Origin of the sequence: Nonomuraea antimicrobica, assembly GCF_039536965.1 — a bacterium.
GTDB classification, from domain to species: domain Bacteria; phylum Actinomycetota; class Actinomycetes; order Streptosporangiales; family Streptosporangiaceae; genus Nonomuraea; species Nonomuraea antimicrobica.
Genome location: NZ_BAAAZP010000163.1, coordinates 83,134 through 97,942 on the forward strand (window position 1 = coordinate 83,134; position 14,809 = coordinate 97,942).

General features: G+C 68.4%; 12 protein-coding genes. 6 read left to right on the forward strand and 6 right to left on the reverse strand.

Annotation, left to right across the window (positions count from 1 at the left end; translation table 11 throughout):
- Positions 1 to 33: 33 nt before the first annotated feature.
- Genes ABD844_RS39860 through ABD844_RS39870 form a run of 3 tightly spaced genes read right to left on the reverse strand, consistent with a single transcriptional unit; the run spans position 34 to position 1,967 of the window.
- On the reverse strand, positions 34 to 672 hold the full coding sequence (locus ABD844_RS39860; protein WP_344890287.1) for a response regulator: 639 nt from the start codon (positions 670 to 672) through the stop codon (positions 34 to 36).
- Positions 669 to 1,772 (reverse strand): sensor histidine kinase, encoded by a 1,104-nt coding sequence (locus tag ABD844_RS39865; protein WP_344890290.1) that lies wholly within the window; start codon positions 1,770 to 1,772, stop codon positions 669 to 671. Before ABD844_RS39865 ends, ABD844_RS39860 begins: the two co-directional genes overlap by 4 nt.
- Positions 1,773 to 1,775: 3 nt before the next feature.
- Positions 1,776 to 1,967 carry a hypothetical protein gene (locus tag ABD844_RS39870; protein WP_344890293.1) on the reverse strand — a complete coding sequence of 64 codons (192 nt, stop codon included), beginning with the start codon at positions 1,965 to 1,967 and terminating at the stop codon, positions 1,776 to 1,778.
- Positions 1,968 to 2,284: 317 nt separating this feature from the next.
- Between ABD844_RS39870 and ABD844_RS39875 the strand changes: the two genes are divergently transcribed.
- On the forward strand, positions 2,285 to 3,499 hold the full coding sequence (locus tag ABD844_RS39875; protein WP_344890393.1) for an FxsB family cyclophane-forming radical SAM/SPASM peptide maturase: 1,215 nt from the start codon (positions 2,285 to 2,287) through the stop codon (positions 3,497 to 3,499).
- Entirely contained in the window at positions 3,496 to 4,803 is a 1,308-nt protein-coding gene (locus tag ABD844_RS39880; RefSeq protein WP_344890296.1) for an HEXXH motif domain-containing protein, read from the forward strand. The genes ABD844_RS39875 and ABD844_RS39880 overlap by 4 nt, the downstream gene beginning before the upstream one ends.
- A gap of 9 nt (positions 4,804 to 4,812) precedes the next feature.
- On the opposite strand, the gene fxsT is transcribed toward ABD844_RS39880, so the two are convergent.
- Positions 4,813 to 7,335 (reverse strand): FxSxx-COOH system tetratricopeptide repeat protein, encoded by a 2,523-nt coding sequence (fxsT, locus tag ABD844_RS39885; RefSeq protein WP_344890299.1) that lies wholly within the window; start codon positions 7,333 to 7,335, stop codon positions 4,813 to 4,815.
- A 347-nt stretch (positions 7,336 to 7,682) separates the two neighbouring features.
- Here fxsT and ABD844_RS39890 point away from each other — a divergent pair, with 347 nt between their 5' ends.
- Complete coding sequence (locus ABD844_RS39890) at positions 7,683 to 7,850, forward strand: hypothetical protein (protein ID WP_344890301.1); 168 nt, start codon at positions 7,683 to 7,685, stop codon at positions 7,848 to 7,850.
- Between the two features lie 364 nt (positions 7,851 to 8,214).
- A complete protein-coding gene (locus ABD844_RS39895; RefSeq protein ID WP_344890304.1) occupies positions 8,215 to 10,143 on the forward strand; it encodes an nSTAND1 domain-containing NTPase in 1,929 nt (642 codons plus the stop codon).
- Here ABD844_RS39895 and ABD844_RS39900 read toward each other — a convergent pair.
- Entirely contained in the window at positions 10,110 to 10,667 is a 558-nt protein-coding gene (locus tag ABD844_RS39900; RefSeq protein ID WP_344890307.1) for a hypothetical protein, read from the reverse strand. The two genes, ABD844_RS39895 and ABD844_RS39900, sit on opposite strands and share 34 nt — an antisense overlap.
- A gap of 461 nt (positions 10,668 to 11,128) precedes the next feature.
- On the opposite strand from ABD844_RS39900, the gene ABD844_RS39905 reads away from it, so the two are divergent.
- A complete protein-coding gene (locus tag ABD844_RS39905; RefSeq protein ID WP_344890310.1) occupies positions 11,129 to 11,575 on the forward strand; it encodes a nitroreductase family deazaflavin-dependent oxidoreductase in 447 nt (148 codons plus the stop codon).
- A gap of 750 nt (positions 11,576 to 12,325) precedes the next feature.
- A complete protein-coding gene (locus ABD844_RS39910; RefSeq protein ID WP_344890313.1) occupies positions 12,326 to 12,784 on the forward strand; it encodes a hypothetical protein in 459 nt (152 codons plus the stop codon).
- A 7-nt stretch (positions 12,785 to 12,791) separates the two neighbouring features.
- On the opposite strand, the gene ABD844_RS39915 is transcribed toward ABD844_RS39910, so the two are convergent.
- Positions 12,792 to 14,804, reverse strand: a complete 2,013-nt coding sequence (locus ABD844_RS39915) for a DUF6571 family protein (RefSeq protein ID WP_344890397.1) — start codon at positions 14,802 to 14,804, stop codon at positions 12,792 to 12,794.
- Positions 14,805 to 14,809 lie beyond the last annotated feature (5 nt).

Sequence of the window (14,809 nt, forward strand, 5' to 3'; positions counted from 1 at the left end):
AAGCCAGGCCGATGACGGCCTCACGTGGCGATGTCATCGCAGGCCCAGGTTGTCGTGCGCGTAGACGGCGGCCTCCGTGCGGTTGCGGACGCCGATCTTGGCGAAGGCGTTGTTGATGTGCGTCTTGACGGTCGTCTCCGCGATGAACAGGGTCGCGCCGATCTCGGTGTTGCTGAGACCGCCGGCGATGAGCCGCAGCACCTCGACCTCCCGGGCGGTCAGCCCGTCCGGGCAGGTCGTGACCGGCGGCGGGGCGGCGCGGGACAACGCGTCGACCAGACGGCGGGACACCGACGCCGTGAAGGTCGACTGCCCCGCGGCGGCGGAACGGAGGGCGGCGGCGATCTCGGCGCGCCCGGCGTCCTTGGTGAGGTAGCCGCGGGCGCCGGCCAGCAGGGCGGAGTCGACGGACCCGTCGTCGTCGTAGGTGGTGAGCACCACGACGGCCACCTCCGGATACTGCCGGACGATGTGACGGGTGGCCTCCACGCCGTCCATGACGGGCATGCGCAGGTCCATGAGCACGACGTCGGGACGCAGCTCGGCGACGAGGCCCATCGCCTCCTCACCATTCGCGGCGTCACCCGCGACCTCGACGCCGTCGACCAGGTTCAGCAGCGCGACCAGGCCCTCACGCATGAGCTGCTGGTCGTCCACGACCACGACCCTCACTCCGGCACCTCCGCTCTGACCTCCCAGATGTCGCCGTCCGGCCCGGCGCGCAGGATGCCACCCGCCAGGGCCAGGCGTTCCGCCATTCCCTGCAGTCCGTGCCCGTACGAGATCGGCCGGGCGGCCGGGCAGGGGTTGCGCACCACCAACCGCACCGCGCCCTCACCGTAGCCGAGCTCGACCGTGACCGGCTGATTCGAGGCGTGTTTCGCGGCGTTGGTGAGGGCCTCGCGGGCCGTTCTGAGCAGGCAGACCTCGGCGGCCGGGCTGATGGGCCGGCGGGTGCCGGTCGTACGCAGCTCAGCGGGCACGTCGTGGTCTCTGCGGAGTTCGGCGACGAGCAGGCCGAGGGCGTCGGCCAGCGGCGGGACGTCCTCGCGGAGGGCGGCCACGGCTGAGCGGGCCTCGACGAGACCCTCCCTCGCGAGCGCCCGTGACCTGCGGATACGGCTCACTGCTCCGTCGACGTCGCCGCGTTCGGTGAGCAGGGCTTCCGCCACCTCCAGTTGGACACCGAGTGCGCCCAGAGAGTGGGCCAGGACGTCGTGGAGCTCCCTGGCGATGCGGGCGCGTTCGTCGAGCGCCATGGCTCTGGCCCGGTCCTGCTGGGCGCGGCGGTGGTGCCGGCGGTGCAGCGCGAACAGGACGGTGCACAGAATCACCGCGCCTCGGACGACGATCGCCTCGCGTGGCTGGTGCCACCAGATCAGGCTGGCGGCGGTGAGGGCGAGGTCGACGGTGGTGACCGCGACGATGGCGGTCATGGTGGGAGTGACGTGGGCGGCGAACAGGAGCAACGCCGCGAACAGGAAGACCGTGGGAGCCGCCTGCTCCGACCCCGACACCGACGCGGCCACCGCCGAACCTCCCGCCAGCAGCGCCGCGACCGTTCTCGGGGCATGGCGGTCGAGGAGGACGAAGGCCAGCCAGCAGGCCATGGACGCCGCCAGCGCCGACCACACGAGGGCCGGGGCCCGGGCGGGTGACGTGGTGGCGAGCGACCAGGCCAGGACGAGCGTCATCAACAGCCTGGCCAGGCGACCGGTTTCCGGGTCGTCGGCCGCCAGCAGCCGTACGACCCGGGCTCGTACCTCGCGCATGGCCTAGCGGGAGTCCTTCAGGGTCAGAATCATGTCGACCAAGATAAGCCGGAAGACGACGAAGCCGACGATGACGAGTGCCGCGACGACGACGATCGCGAGCAGGAGCTTGCCGTTCAACTTTCCCCCGTTGGCGTCCAGGAGCCGGTGCAGGAGATCGAGCCAGAGGCCCGACCGGCCGTTGCGTTTGTCCATGGACGAGACGGTAGGAACGGGACGGGGTGGAGCGGCACCTCCGAAGGGTGGAGCGCGGGGTGGAGTTCGGCCCCGTCGAACGGCCCGCCGCCGGCAGACCCTCCGCATGAAACGGCGGCGCAGGTCTTGCCCACCTTTACCCGGCGGTCCGCAAGGCCGTTCTTTCGCCATTTGGAACGCCCTTCTCCCTGCTCGGTGGTTTGACGAGATCCTTTTGCCCGCTCATAGTGGTTGTGGTCCATCAACCGATTGCGCAACGACGCGCCGATGCTCAAACCTCGGGAGTTGATCAAGGCGTGGCGGTGAACCTCGGATCGATGGGGCGTCCAGACCATACCGAGTGGCCGAGAACCTTGGATCCCGGCATCCTCAGAGCCCAGGGGTGGGTGCCCAGTCCATTTCGCGAATTCGTATTGAAGGTCAATAGCAGGTGCGACCTTTCGTGCGCGTACTGCTACGTCTATGAAATGGCGGACCAGAGCTGGCGGGACCAGCCGATCCGCATGTCCGCCGCCACCGCCACGCGCATCGCCGCGCGCATCGCCGAGCATGTCCGGGCCCACGACCTGCCCTCCGTCGAGTTGATACTCCACGGCGGCGAGCCCCTTCTCGCCGGTCCCGACCTCATCGCCCACATCGTCACCGCAACCCGCGAGGCGGTCGGCCGGTCCGCCCGGGTGGGCGCCCGCGTGCAAACGAACGGCATCCGGCTCGACGTCGGCCACCTTCGCCTGTTCGCGGAACTCGATATCGCCGTGGCGGTAAGTCTCGACGGCGACAGGAACGCCCATGACCGGCACCGGAAATTCGCGAACGGCAAGGGCAGTTACGACGCGGTCACACGGTCGCTGCGCCTGCTCCGCGACTCGTTTCCGCATCTGTTCAGTGGTTTGCTGTGCACGATAGATCTGCGCAACGACCCATTGGCCAGTTATGAAGCGTTACTCGAGCACCGGCCGCCGAGGATCGACTTCCTGCTCCCGCTGGGCAACTGGTCGTTTCCGCCACCGGGGCGCCTACCCGGTTCCGCGGCGACGCCGTATGCCGACTGGTTGATCGCCGTCTTCGACCGCTGGTACGCCGCGCCCCACATGGAGACCGACGTCCGCCTTTTCAGCGAGATCATCCAACTGCTGCTCGGCGGCCGGTCCAACAGCGAAGCGGTGGGACTGTCCCCGGTGACGGTCCTCGTGATCGACACTGACGGCACGATAGAACTGTCCGACACAGTGCGATCGTCCTCCCCTGGTGCCGCCTCCACCGGGCTGCGCGTGGACGTGAACACGTTCGACGACGCCCTGCTCCTGCCCGAGGCCGCGGCCCGCCAGCTTGGCGAGCCCGCGCTCGCCCAGGAATGCCGGGCGTGCGACATGCGGAGCGTCTGCGGCGGCGGCCAGTTCGCCCACCGTTACCGCTCGGGGAGCGGCTTCGCCAATCCGTCGGTGTACTGCCCCGACCTGCTGCAGCTCGTCCGACACATCAGAAGCGTCGTGGCTGCCGATCTCGCCGCCCAGCTCGAAAGGCTTCGATGAACCTCCGCAGGCACCGCATATCTGACGAGGTGTTCGCCACTCTTGCGGCCGGAGGGGGTGGCGCCGAAGCCGTGCGCCAGCTCGCCACCGTCGAACGCAGCAAACATCTGCTGCTGCTGCGCGGGGTCGTGCAGAGCGCCAGGACGACGAGGCATCCGGGCGCGGGCCGGGCCGCGGACGCCTACGACCGGCTCGCCGCGCTGCAGGACGAGGCACCCGGGGCGGTCGAGGACGTGCTGTGCTATCCGGCCGTGGGAGCCTGGTTGCGTACCACCCTGCTCGCCCTCGACCACGATCCGACGCGGGCTCGGCCCGACCACCTCGCCGCGGTCACGGCGGCCGCCGCCATCAGGGCGCGGGCCCCGCTCTCCATCGACGTGCGCACCTTCGGGGGATCGCTGCCCCTGCCGTCGCTGGGGGAGGCGCTCCTACCGGAGGGTACGGCCACGGTGCGGTCCACGCCCCGGGGCGCGGAGGTCTTCGGCCAAGGCGTCCGCGTGCCGATCCCCGCGGACCACACCCGCGACGCCCCGGGCTGGCGCGGTGTGCGGCGGCTGACCACCTCCGCCAATGGCCGCACCCTCGATCTCGTCCTCGACGACGTCGACCCGCACCGCATGCCGGCGGACGTAGCCGACCGGCTGCCCGAAGGAGAGCTGCGGCGCTGGCGTTCCGCCCTCGATGAGGCGTGGGACATCCTCACCATCCATCACCCGGCCACGGCCGCAGAGATCGCGGTGGCGCATCGTGTACTCACCCCGCTTCGCCCGCCCGCCGACGGGCAGGTGAGCGGGACGGCCTCGGAGACCTTCGGCACGGTCGGTCTGTCGGCGCCCTCGGACGGCCTCACGCTCGCCGCGGTGCTCGCGCACGAGGTACAGCACGCCAAGCTGGGAGCCCTGCTCGACATCGTGCGTCTGATCGAGCCCGATGACAGTCGCCGGTTCTACGCGCCCTGGCGGGAGGATCCACGACCGGCCGGCGGCCTGTTGCAAGGGGCGTACGCCTACCTGGGCGTCAGCGGGTTCTGGCGGCGCCAGCGCACCCGCGAGCGCGGTGACAGGGCCCTGCTCGCGCACAGTGAGTTCGCGCGCTGGCGTACCGGCGCCCACAGAGCCGTGGACACCCTCCTGGCTTCCGGCCTGCTGACGCCTGCGGGAAAACACTTCGCCGCGCACATGTGCCGGGTGCTGGCCGACTGGCAGAGCGAGCAGGTGCCAAGTGCCGCCGCGGCGCGGGCGCGCGCGGCGAACGAGCGCCACCTGGTCCGCTGGCGACGGGCGAACGCGGGCCTGCAGGCGTGACGACGGCCGTCAGATGGGCGGTGGGTCGAAGTCGAAGTCGAGCTGCCTGCCCTCCGTCGCGACCACCGTGTCGGGGTGGTCGTGGCCGCGCACGCGTTCGTACTGGGCGATGGTCCGTGACTGCAGCTCTTGGGCCTGCTCTTCGGCGCCCCGGCGCCGAAGCACCACAGACAGGTTGGCGGCGCACCCGAGCGCCAACGGGTGGAGCTCACCGAGCACCCGCCGGGTCCGCTCGAGCGCGTCCTCGCTGAGGCTCAGCGCGGCGTCCAGCTCGCCGAGCGCCGTCAGGTCGCTGGCGAGATTGATCGCCACGGTGACGGAGTAGTGGTGGTCAGGGCCGAGCCTGGACTGCAGGGCACGCAGGCACTGGTCGTTGAGCTTGCGCGCGCTCTCGGCGTCTCCCCGCACCCGGTGCAGCAACGCGAGGTTGCCCGCGCATCCGTGGTTGTACGGATGGTCCTGGCCGTACGCTTGCGGATAGCGGTTCATCGTGTCCTGGGCCAGCTCGAACGCGGAGTTGATCCGGCCCGTGCTCCGCATGGTGTTGGCGAGGTTCATGGCGGCGGCCAGCGTGTCGGGGTGGCTCGCACCGTACAGCCGCTTGTATCGCTCGTAGACGTCCTGTGCCAACTCGAGCGCATCATCCACCCGGCCCGTACGGCGCAGTGCGATCGAACGGTCTTTGGCGGTGCGCAGGGTCACCCAGTGCTCGACGTCGAGCTCCTGAACGCCGAAGGCGTGGGCGTCCTCGCCGAGATCGCTGGCCTCCTCATAGTCGCCGCACAACCGCACCACCCGGGCGAGGTTGCCCCAGAACGCGAGGTGGGACACCTTGCTGACGTCGAGTTTCCGGCTGGAGAGGGTGAAGACCTCTTCGTGCACGGTTCGCGCGCGCTCGTAGCGGCTGATCAGGGCGTAGTCGAGGGCCAGGTTGTTCTTGGCGGACAACAGCTCGAGGTGGTCGGGCGGGAACGTGGCCTCGTGTCCACGCAGGACGTCCTCATCGTGCTCTCGTGCCCGGTCGAAGTCACCGAGGGCGCGCAGGTCCGCCCCGAACCCCTGCGAGATGAACAATGACCTTTCGTGGTCCGGCCCGAAAACCTGGCGCGAACGCTCCAGCGCCGACCTGTCGGTCTCGTAGGCCTTCGAGTAGTCGCCCAGCTCACGCAGCACGAGGCCGAGCTGCGACTGTGCCACGATCACGTGCTCGTCGTGCGGACCGGAGTCCTTGATCCACTCGTCGAGGAAGCTCTCCACGAAGGCACGGCTCGTCTGGTGCTGACCGGACATGTAGAGGTAACGCACCATCTTGAGCGCGAACTCGCGCACCTTCGGATCGCGAGTGGTCGCCACCTCGGCCGGCACGATGTGCTGGACCAGCTCCGCGTAGCGTGGCCAGTTGGCCTCGTCGTCCGGATCGCCCAGCACGGCGCTGGCGAGCAGGAGGTGGACCACCTTCCGGTAACGGTGATGCTCTTCTTCGCTGAGGTCGGCACGCAGCAGCGCCTGGATGAGCCGGTGCACCTGCAGGGTGCGCGTCTCGGGATCGAGCTTGGCCAGGGCGTAGCGACCGATCACGCGGATGGCCTTGCTGCGCAGCAGCGGCCGATCGAGGAGCTGCTGCAGGCCAGGGCCCACCGCATCGGACACGCCCCAGCGGAAGACGTCGACCGGAATGGGCTCGGGGCCGAAGAACGCGCAGCACCGGAGAAGCTCGACGGCTTCGGCCAGTTGTTGCTCCAACTGGCTCACCGACAGCCGCCAGGCCGCCGTCATCGACCGTGGGTAGTCCAGCGGCTTGGGCATCTGCAACGTGTCAGGCATGTGCTTGGCGAGCTGCTGGAGGTATTCGTCCACCGAGATGCCCGCCTCGGCCTGCAGCGCGCCGGCCTGCTCCAGCGCGAGCGGCAGGTGCCCCAGCTCGTCGGCGAGCCGCTGAGCGTCCGCCTCACGCAGGTTGCTGGACACGCGCTTGTGCAGGAACTGAACGCTCTCGCCCTGCGTGAACACGTCCACCGGGACGGTCTCGACGACGCTGCGCCACTCCTGGTTGCGCGAGGTGATGAGGACATGGCCGGGACCGCGCGGAATGAGCTGGTTGATGTCCTCGGGGCGGTCGGCGTTGTCGAAGATGAGCAGCCACCGCTCGTACGGCTCGCCGCGGCGCAGCGCATGCAGAACGGCAGCCGCGGTGTCGTCGATGCCGACCGCCTTGGCGGGCGGGAGCCCGAGCCGGGGAGACAGCGCGGCCAGCGCCGCGGGCACCAGCAGCGCCTGGTCTGCGGATATCCACCAGACGAGGTCATATTCGGACTGATAACGCCAGGCATACTCCACGGCGACCTGGGTCTTGCCGACGCCCCCCATACCGTGAAGGGCATGCGGCACCACCGCGGTCACATCAGATGCGATTCCACCGCGAAGCCGTTCGAGAAGCCCTTCCCGACCAGTGAAATTCTTATTGCGTGGAGGTATCTTTTCGCCCCACACTTCCGGCAATCCGCCGCGTCCCACCGTCCGAGAAGCCGTCACGGACCGATCGTAGCAACACTGACGCGGGCCTCCTAGCTTGACACCTCAGGCGTGGTCAGCGCGCCAAATAATTCACATTCCATCCTAATATTCCACCAATATCCTCACATCATCATCTACTACACCAATCAGGATATAAAGGGACAGACCTCCGATCCGATGATCTTCGGCTCGAAGGTTCCACCTGGTCACAAACTTTGCGGCGTCCACGCCCCTCCCCCTAGGCAAGGTCCGTCATATGGGCGATGCTGTGGCAGGCATGCCTTCACGAAGCGGGCTCGCGCGGCCCGACTGTGCGAGCGACCGCACTGAAGTCTGGAGTGACAGTGGAGAGGCAGGAGGATGGTTTGCACGAGCGTGTCGACGAGGACGACGGTGGCCTGCTTGATCTCTCTGGAGCCTCGCTCCGCGACATAGCGGCCCTCTCCGCGGAAGACCCCTCCGTGTTCGGCCAGGCGGTGAAGAGGGCGCTGGCCCAGAACGGATCGCTCCTCGGGTTCAATCAGAGCATATGACGCCACTTCTCGACACGGATCGCAGCCAGCTCCCCGCGAGGCAAGGGAGGAGAACGGAATGCGGGCGCACGCGGGCTCTGCGGTGGGTCGCGGCGTGAGTGCGCCGCCCACCGGCATAAACTCACGTCGTACGTCGAACCGGGCTCCGCCGGGCGACGGCGCTTACCGTGAGAGGAGTCGACAGCATTTCTGAGCAGTCGCCGTCTTCTCCATGGCAATCGCGCACCCGGCCGACACGCCTCCTTCTCGCCATCGCCGCATGGCTGTTCCTTCAGCCCGGCGGTCAGCGAACGAACGCGGTCGGACTCTCGTATCCGAAGCCGATCCTGCTTGCAGGACCCCCATTTCGAATGGGATCGCTGCGATGACTGTCAGCGTGATGGCCCACTATGTCGATCGGCAGCCATATGTCGGCGTACGCCCTTTTCGTGCGCAAGAAGCCGAGCAATTCTTCGGGCGCTCGGAAGCGGTGGCCGAGCTCGCCGACCGCTGGCGGCGGCATCGGCTGAGCGTGCTCACCGGGCCGCCCGGCTCAGGCAAGACCTCGCTGCTCCACGCGCGGCTCGTCTCCGACACCACCTTCCGCACCGCCGGCGTCCTGCCCGTCGGCCGGCCCTTCGGACCGCCACCGGCGGCGCTCGCCGCACTGCCCGAGCACAACCCGTACACGCTGGCCCTGCTCTGCTCCTGGGTGCCCGCGACGCCGCCGAGTCATCTCGCCGGGCTGTCCTTGTACGAGTTCCTCCGCCGCGCCGGCCATCCAGGCCGTCCGAGTCCCTTCTTCGTGGCGATCGACCAGGTCGAGAAGGTCTTCGAACGACACGCCCGGCTCGATCCCCACCGAGCCGACTTCCTGGCCCAGTTGCGCGAGGCCATCGGCGAGCTGCCGGATCTGCACCTCCTGCTGTCGGTCAGGCAGGAGCATCTCGCCGACCTCGAAGCCGCCCTGGGGCCCCTGGAGCCGTACGTGCTGGCCCCGCTGACGGCGGCCGACGCCGTGGAGGCCGTGGAGCGGCCGGTCCAGGGCAGCGGTAGATGGTACGCCGACGGCGCGGCCGAGGACATCGTCTCCGCGGTCGCCACGGGACGCGACGCGGTCGATCCGGTTCTCCTGCAGGCGGTCTGCTCCCGGTTGTGGGCGTCGCTGCCCGCCGACATCACGGCCATCACCGTCCAGGACGTGCACGCGCATCCCGGTGTCGAGCGATCGCTCCGGGAGTTCTGCGGGCAGGCGATCGCGGACGTGGCCGCCGAGCACAACGTCTCGACGCTGCGCCTCGCGTCGTGGCTGCAACGGACGTTCGCCACGGGGCCCGGCGCCGACGCGGCAGAGGCCGCCGCCCGCGAGGGCCTGCCCGCCGCCGTGCTCGCGGCCTTCCAGGACAGGTACGTGCTCGAGGCACGCCCGCCGTACCGGCTACGCCACGAGCTCCTGACCGGCCCGCTCATGAACCTGGACATCGACGATCTGCACCCGGGCGACACCGGTCCGGAGCGGCACCTGTCGGCGACCGCGTCCGCGCTGTTCAGAGGAGATCTGGCGGCCGCGGAACACAACGCCGGCGCCGCCCTCGCCGCTGCGGGCGAGGCGGACCTGACGCTGCTGGCGCGTGCCCAGTCGCGCATGGGAGACATCGCCCATCTGCGACGCGACCCTCAGCGGGCCGTGACCTGCTACCGCACCGCCGCCGCCCTGTTCGAAGCCCTCCAGGACAACGTGGCCGTGGCCTACCTGCTGGCCGCCATCGGCCACTCGCTCCTGGCGCAGGGCCTCGACGTCGAAGCGGTCGAGACCCTGCGCTCCGCCGTCGACCGGCTGCCTGCCGACCTCACCCTGCAGACCGAGTTGGGCCGGACTCTGTGGCAGGTCGGGCACAGCCGCGCCGGGGTGACCGTGCTCACCGAGGTGCTCGACGCCGATTCCCACACGCCAGAGGCGCTGCGAACCCGTGGGGAGATGTTGGCCGACCTGGGCCAGGCGGAAAGTGCCCTGCGCGACCTCGACCAGGTCCGGCCGCATCTACGCCCAGAAGGCCGCGCCGCCCGCGCCCTCGCCCTCATCGGCACAGGGGATTCCCGCGGCGCTGAGGAGGAGATGGCGGCCGTGCTCGAGGCCGGTTCCGGCAACGGACCCGCGCTCCTCTACGCGGCCCGGGTGCGGGCGCTGGGCGGCGACCGCACCGCGGCCGCGGACCTGGCCCGCCTCTCGCTGGCCGCCACCGCTCCCGCTCTCACCCGCCATCAGTACGCCGAGGCCGCTCAGCTCTTGGGGGACACCCCGGGCGGCTCCTGAGCGTCTTCCGGCTCGACGGCCACCCTGCAGAAGTCATCGACGCATCGATCCAGCCGCTGGAACGACGGCGGCTCCAGCATCTGCCCGCTCACGAACTGGCCGCCGTCGTCAAAGCTCATACGGGTGTGCCGGGTGGCCTGGCTCGCCAGACCGTACGCGGCTGTCGCCAGCGCCCGCGCCGTTCCGGCCACCTCGCCGGGGCACAGTACGGCCGCCCGTGAGGCCAGGTCGCCGACCGACGCCGCCTGCGCCTCGATGGCGGCGAGCCGCTCGTTCATGTCCTCCCAGGGATGGTGAGCCGCGACCTCCACCTGCAGCCGCAGCTTGAGAACACCGCCCAGGAGATCCCCGTACGCCTGCTCGCGCGCCTGTGTCTGCTGTTCTTCCCGCCGCCGCCGCGCCTCCCGCTCTTCCTTCCTGGCGGCGGCCCGGTTGGTCAGGGCGACGCCCCCGAGGGCACTGAGCGCGCCGACCATTCCACCGGCCGCCGAGATGATGGCCGTCACGACAGAGGCATCTGCCATATCAGGAGTCTGGCATCGGATCCTCATTTCTGTAAGGCGTTCTTCCGCCAAAATCCTCATATCGGCGTCTCGGGGTAGTCGTGATGTCAGGGCCGTACTCCAACTGGAGATCAGCGAGGAGTACAGACCTTCGCGGCGCAGCAGCGCGCCCTTGCCGGCCTTGTCGAGCCGGTCGTACTCCTCCAGGATCCGGGCCTTGTACGCGGCGGTGTAGCGGCGTGCCGTGGCTCGCTCGCGCACCTGGGGTCAGGGATCGGTGGATCCTGTTCGTTTGCTCCCACGAAGGACGTCTCCTTCCCCACCCTCAGTACGGAGTTTTGTGCCTGTTTGCTACCTCTGTCTATTTTGGCAGAGAGGGACACCGTCATCACCAGCGACCGAGACCAGACATGGATGAAATCCGCACGGTGCGGACGTTGCACCCCTCGTACGAGAGTTGGCCGACCTAGGGGACGGATGACATGCCTCTTGAGGGTGAGTACGAACCCAGCACTGAGCAGTGGGTACGTGAGCAAGTCGAGCTGTACGAGAACTCCGGCGGCACCAAGGGCACGACCTTGAGGGACACGGGATTGCCCGTCATCGTGATGACCAATCTCGGCGCCAAAAGCGGCAAGATCCGCAAGACGCCGCTGATGCGTGTGGAACACGAAGGCCGATACGCCGTGGTCGCCTCGCAGGGCGGCGCTCCCAAGCACCCCGTCTGGTACTTCAACCTCAAGTCCGAGCCCCGTGTGGAGCTTCAGGACGGCCCGGCGAAGCAGGACATGAGGGCTCGTGAAGTGACTGGCGCGGAGAAGGCCGAGTGGTGGCAGCGTGCGGTGGCGGCATATCCGCCGTATGCCGACTACCAGACAAAGACGGATCGGGAAATCCCGGTGTTCGTACTGGAGCCGTTCGAAGCCTGATCGCGGGGAAAGCCTGCCCCGCTGGACGCGTGCCACCGCCACCGCCGGCACCGACACGACGACGCCCGGAGCCGTGTCGGTGAGGCCGTCGAGGTTTCGACGCACGGTGGTGTCGGATGGCCGCCGCCGCACGCAGTACCGCGACGCGGCCGGGCGGTCCAGATGTTGTTGACCATGAGGGCGATCCTGCGGTCGAGTGCGGGCCCCGCCTGATCGGGATGGCAAGATGCGCGAACACGACGCCAACAGCGCCGTGATCGACACAGAGTAGCGTCCCGGCATCAGCACCGGCCCGCACCCGGCTCAACATGATCGTGATCTTGAGAACGCCGATCATGCAAAAGTGGGCCAGACTCACTTTTACATGGACACGGACACTATGGGTTCTTGGCCTCGCCTGACGGCACCTCGGATGGAGTCCTGCGCATCTCCTCTTCGAGAGTCGCGAGAACCGCCCGTGCCACCGCTCGCACCCGAGTGCGATGCCCGGTCAACTCCCTGGCGAAGCCTTGAGCGGTCCGACCGACCCAGATGGCCTGGCCACCGAACTGGTCACAGGCGGGATCGAGCGCCGTCTCCAACCGGTCCACATGCGCCCTGGCCTGGGCGATGAGGTGTTGTAATTCCGCATGGCGCGGATTGGGTACCGGAGCCATCGGCTTCCTATAAGAATTCGTTGAATGGCTTGCAGTGACCTACCGAACATTATGAAACTTGTCCGGATGCTGGCCCGCCTGCGGAGGAGAATCAATGACGAATCCGGCACGGCGCATGCTTTCGGCGCTCCTAATCACGCTTTTTGTGCTGGCCGGCTGCGGGGGGACGGATCATCCCGCCGTGCCCACGGCCGCCGAAGCGGGCTTGACACTCAAAGAGCACATCACGCGGACGCTGGACGGAGCTCAAGGCAAAGACATCAAGGTCACGGACCCAGGCGGCAAGGATGTTCCCTGCACTGAAGGCAAAGTCAAGCGCACCTACGCGGCCACGGCAAGGGACGCCTTCTACTCGGGAGATTCGAATTTGACCCTCCTGGCAATGATCGGCTCTCTAGACAAGGTCGCCGAATACGACTTCACCAGCTCGAATTCCAGCGACACCTACCAGGAAGTCGCGAACAAGGATCTCCACCTCCGTATCGTCCTGAGCGCACCGGCCAAAGGCTCGATGGTGGTGAGAGGCGAAACAGAGTGCCTTCCATCCAAGTAGTGATCGATCAATCGAGCTCTGTGGCCTCGGACATCGCCTTGTCACGTGCTCCGCGGAACTCCACGTCCAATCTCTGCATCGCCTCTCCGATGCGGCTCTCGTCGGTGAGACCGGATCCGTTGGCGATCAGCCAGTTGTTGAGGTTCCGGAGTGCTTCCTGGCTCTGAGTGATCTTCTCGAAAGGTAACAGCCGCCCGTTCTCATCGACGATCGGCGGAGAGTTGAACCGCTCGTCCGCCGCCGACACCTGCGGTCTGAACCCTCCGGCCATCAACATGTCCACCAACCACCTCCCTCTCGCCAGCGCAGCCAGCCTGGTCTTGTCGTCGAGAGCGTCCAGTCGCGTCTTGTCGACCTCGGACAACTCGTTGAGCGCGTTCCCCGCCACGGTGCTCATCACGATCCAGAGCGGCTGCCCCTGCAACGCCACGGGCGCCCCCGCCACATTGATGAAGAACCCGAGCCTGGCGGCCTGCAACTCGCGGAACGCCTGGTCCTCCTTGTCGAGCCGGCCTTGCACCGCTCGTTCGGCGGCGAACTGCATCCCCGCCGTGTATCCGAGCGCCCTCATCGCCCGTTGAAGGTTGTCGATGCCCCGGCCACCATCGGCTTTGGCCGCCGCGGTCATGAGCCGATCGGTCAGTCTGCCCATGCCCTCTTCGAACGGTGCGATGGTGGCCGGGGAGTTCGCGAACAGCTTGACGAACGCGTACGTCTCCTCGGGCGACAGCCGGAAGGCGGGCCTCAGCCCCGGCACGACCGTCTCCACCGGGCCGAAAGCGCTGCCTTGTGTACGGTTCGCATCACCGACGTTCGCACCCTCGGTGATCTCCGTGGCGTACGCGCCGGCGATCTCGGCCAGGTGCTTCCTGGTCGCGTCGTCGAGGTCCAGGGACCTGATCCCGCGCTGCTGCTCGGCCGGGGTGGTGTTGTCGAGCTCAGGCAGCGCCCGCATGAGATCGAAGGCGAATTTCGCCGATTCGGGAGCGTGCGCCCCGTCCTTCTCGTCGTAGGCCCCCGCCGCGGCCGCGAGCATCCGCCCGAAGGCGTCCGCCGCCTCAGGGCCGGAGGACACCTCTCTCCGGGTCCTCCAGTTGAGGTCTCGCAGCAGCGTCGACAGCGGCACGCCGTCCTTCCGCACCGCGGCCAGGGCCAGCCGGGCGGCGGCGGGATTGTTGCCCAGCGCGTCGAGATATCCCGCCATCTCCTTCCCCTGGAGCCGGCTGTCCGGCGTCAGCGCATGCGCTTTCACCACCTTGGCGAGCCACTCGGGCGGAAAGTCCCCCGCCCGGAGCAGCCAGCCCAGCGAGCGATCACCGGGGTTGCCCGGCCCTTGCGCGAGCTCGTTCTTGAGCTTGGCGAAACCAGGCACATCCGTACCCGTGAACACACCGGACCGATCACCGTGCCCACGCGAGACGACGTCCCCGCCACGCACCGCGGTACCGAAAGCGCGGCTCACCACATCGACCGCCTTCTCAGGGTCGCGCATGCCCGCCCGCACCTTCCCGACAATGCCGAGCGTGCCCTCAGCGCCGAGCCCGGCGAAGAACGCCGCGGTGAAATCCGGGTCGTCGCGGTGAGCGTCCAGCTCAGCGATGAGAATGCCCAGTGCGTCATCGTAGGGCCGCTCCATGAACGATCCGGGACCCGACTTCGCGTCCCTGAACCGCTCGGCCAGCTCCGAGCCCTTCTTCCTGGCCTCGCTCTGTGACATGAGCCGGCTCTCGTCGAACGGCAGCAGACCGGTCCGCCAAGGAGCCACGGCGTTCGCCGCCCTGGCCGCCTGGGCACGGCGGCGCAGCTCCGGCAGCTTCACATCCACCCACAACAAGGTGGCGGCGAGCGGTTGCAGATCCGCCGTGGTCAGCCTCGCCTGCTCCAGCAGCCGGCGCAGCGCCCCGGCCGCCTCGCCGACCCGGTCGCCACCGCTCTTGAACGTGGTGATGAACGTGTCCATGAGCTCGGGATCGAGCCCACTGTAGTCAGGGGACAGCGGGCCGGTGCCCGGCGGCGTCATTCCCA

What these genes read in the sequence shown, in the direction of transcription:
- ABD844_RS39910 (WP_344890313.1), top strand. Translation starts at nt 12,326, where the DNA reads ATGACGAATCCGGCACGGCGCATGCTTTCGGCGCTCCTAATCACGCTT.
- ABD844_RS39865 (WP_344890290.1), bottom strand. Translation starts at nt 1,772, where the DNA reads ATGCGCGAGGTACGAGCCCGGGTCGTACGGCTGCTGGCGGCCGACGAC.
- ABD844_RS39895 (WP_344890304.1), top strand. Translation starts at nt 8,215, where the DNA reads ATGACTGTCAGCGTGATGGCCCACTATGTCGATCGGCAGCCATATGTC.
- ABD844_RS39915 (WP_344890397.1), bottom strand. Translation starts at nt 14,804, where the DNA reads ATGACGCCGCCGGGCACCGGCCCGCTGTCCCCTGACTACAGTGGGCTC.
- ABD844_RS39870 (WP_344890293.1), bottom strand. Translation starts at nt 1,967, where the DNA reads ATGGACAAACGCAACGGCCGGTCGGGCCTCTGGCTCGATCTCCTGCAC.
- ABD844_RS39880 (WP_344890296.1), top strand. Translation starts at nt 3,496, where the DNA reads ATGAACCTCCGCAGGCACCGCATATCTGACGAGGTGTTCGCCACTCTT.
- ABD844_RS39875 (WP_344890393.1), top strand. Translation starts at nt 2,285, where the DNA reads ATGGGGCGTCCAGACCATACCGAGTGGCCGAGAACCTTGGATCCCGGC.
- ABD844_RS39905 (WP_344890310.1), top strand. Translation starts at nt 11,129, where the DNA reads ATGCCTCTTGAGGGTGAGTACGAACCCAGCACTGAGCAGTGGGTACGT.
- ABD844_RS39900 (WP_344890307.1), bottom strand. Translation starts at nt 10,667, where the DNA reads ATGGCAGATGCCTCTGTCGTGACGGCCATCATCTCGGCGGCCGGTGGA.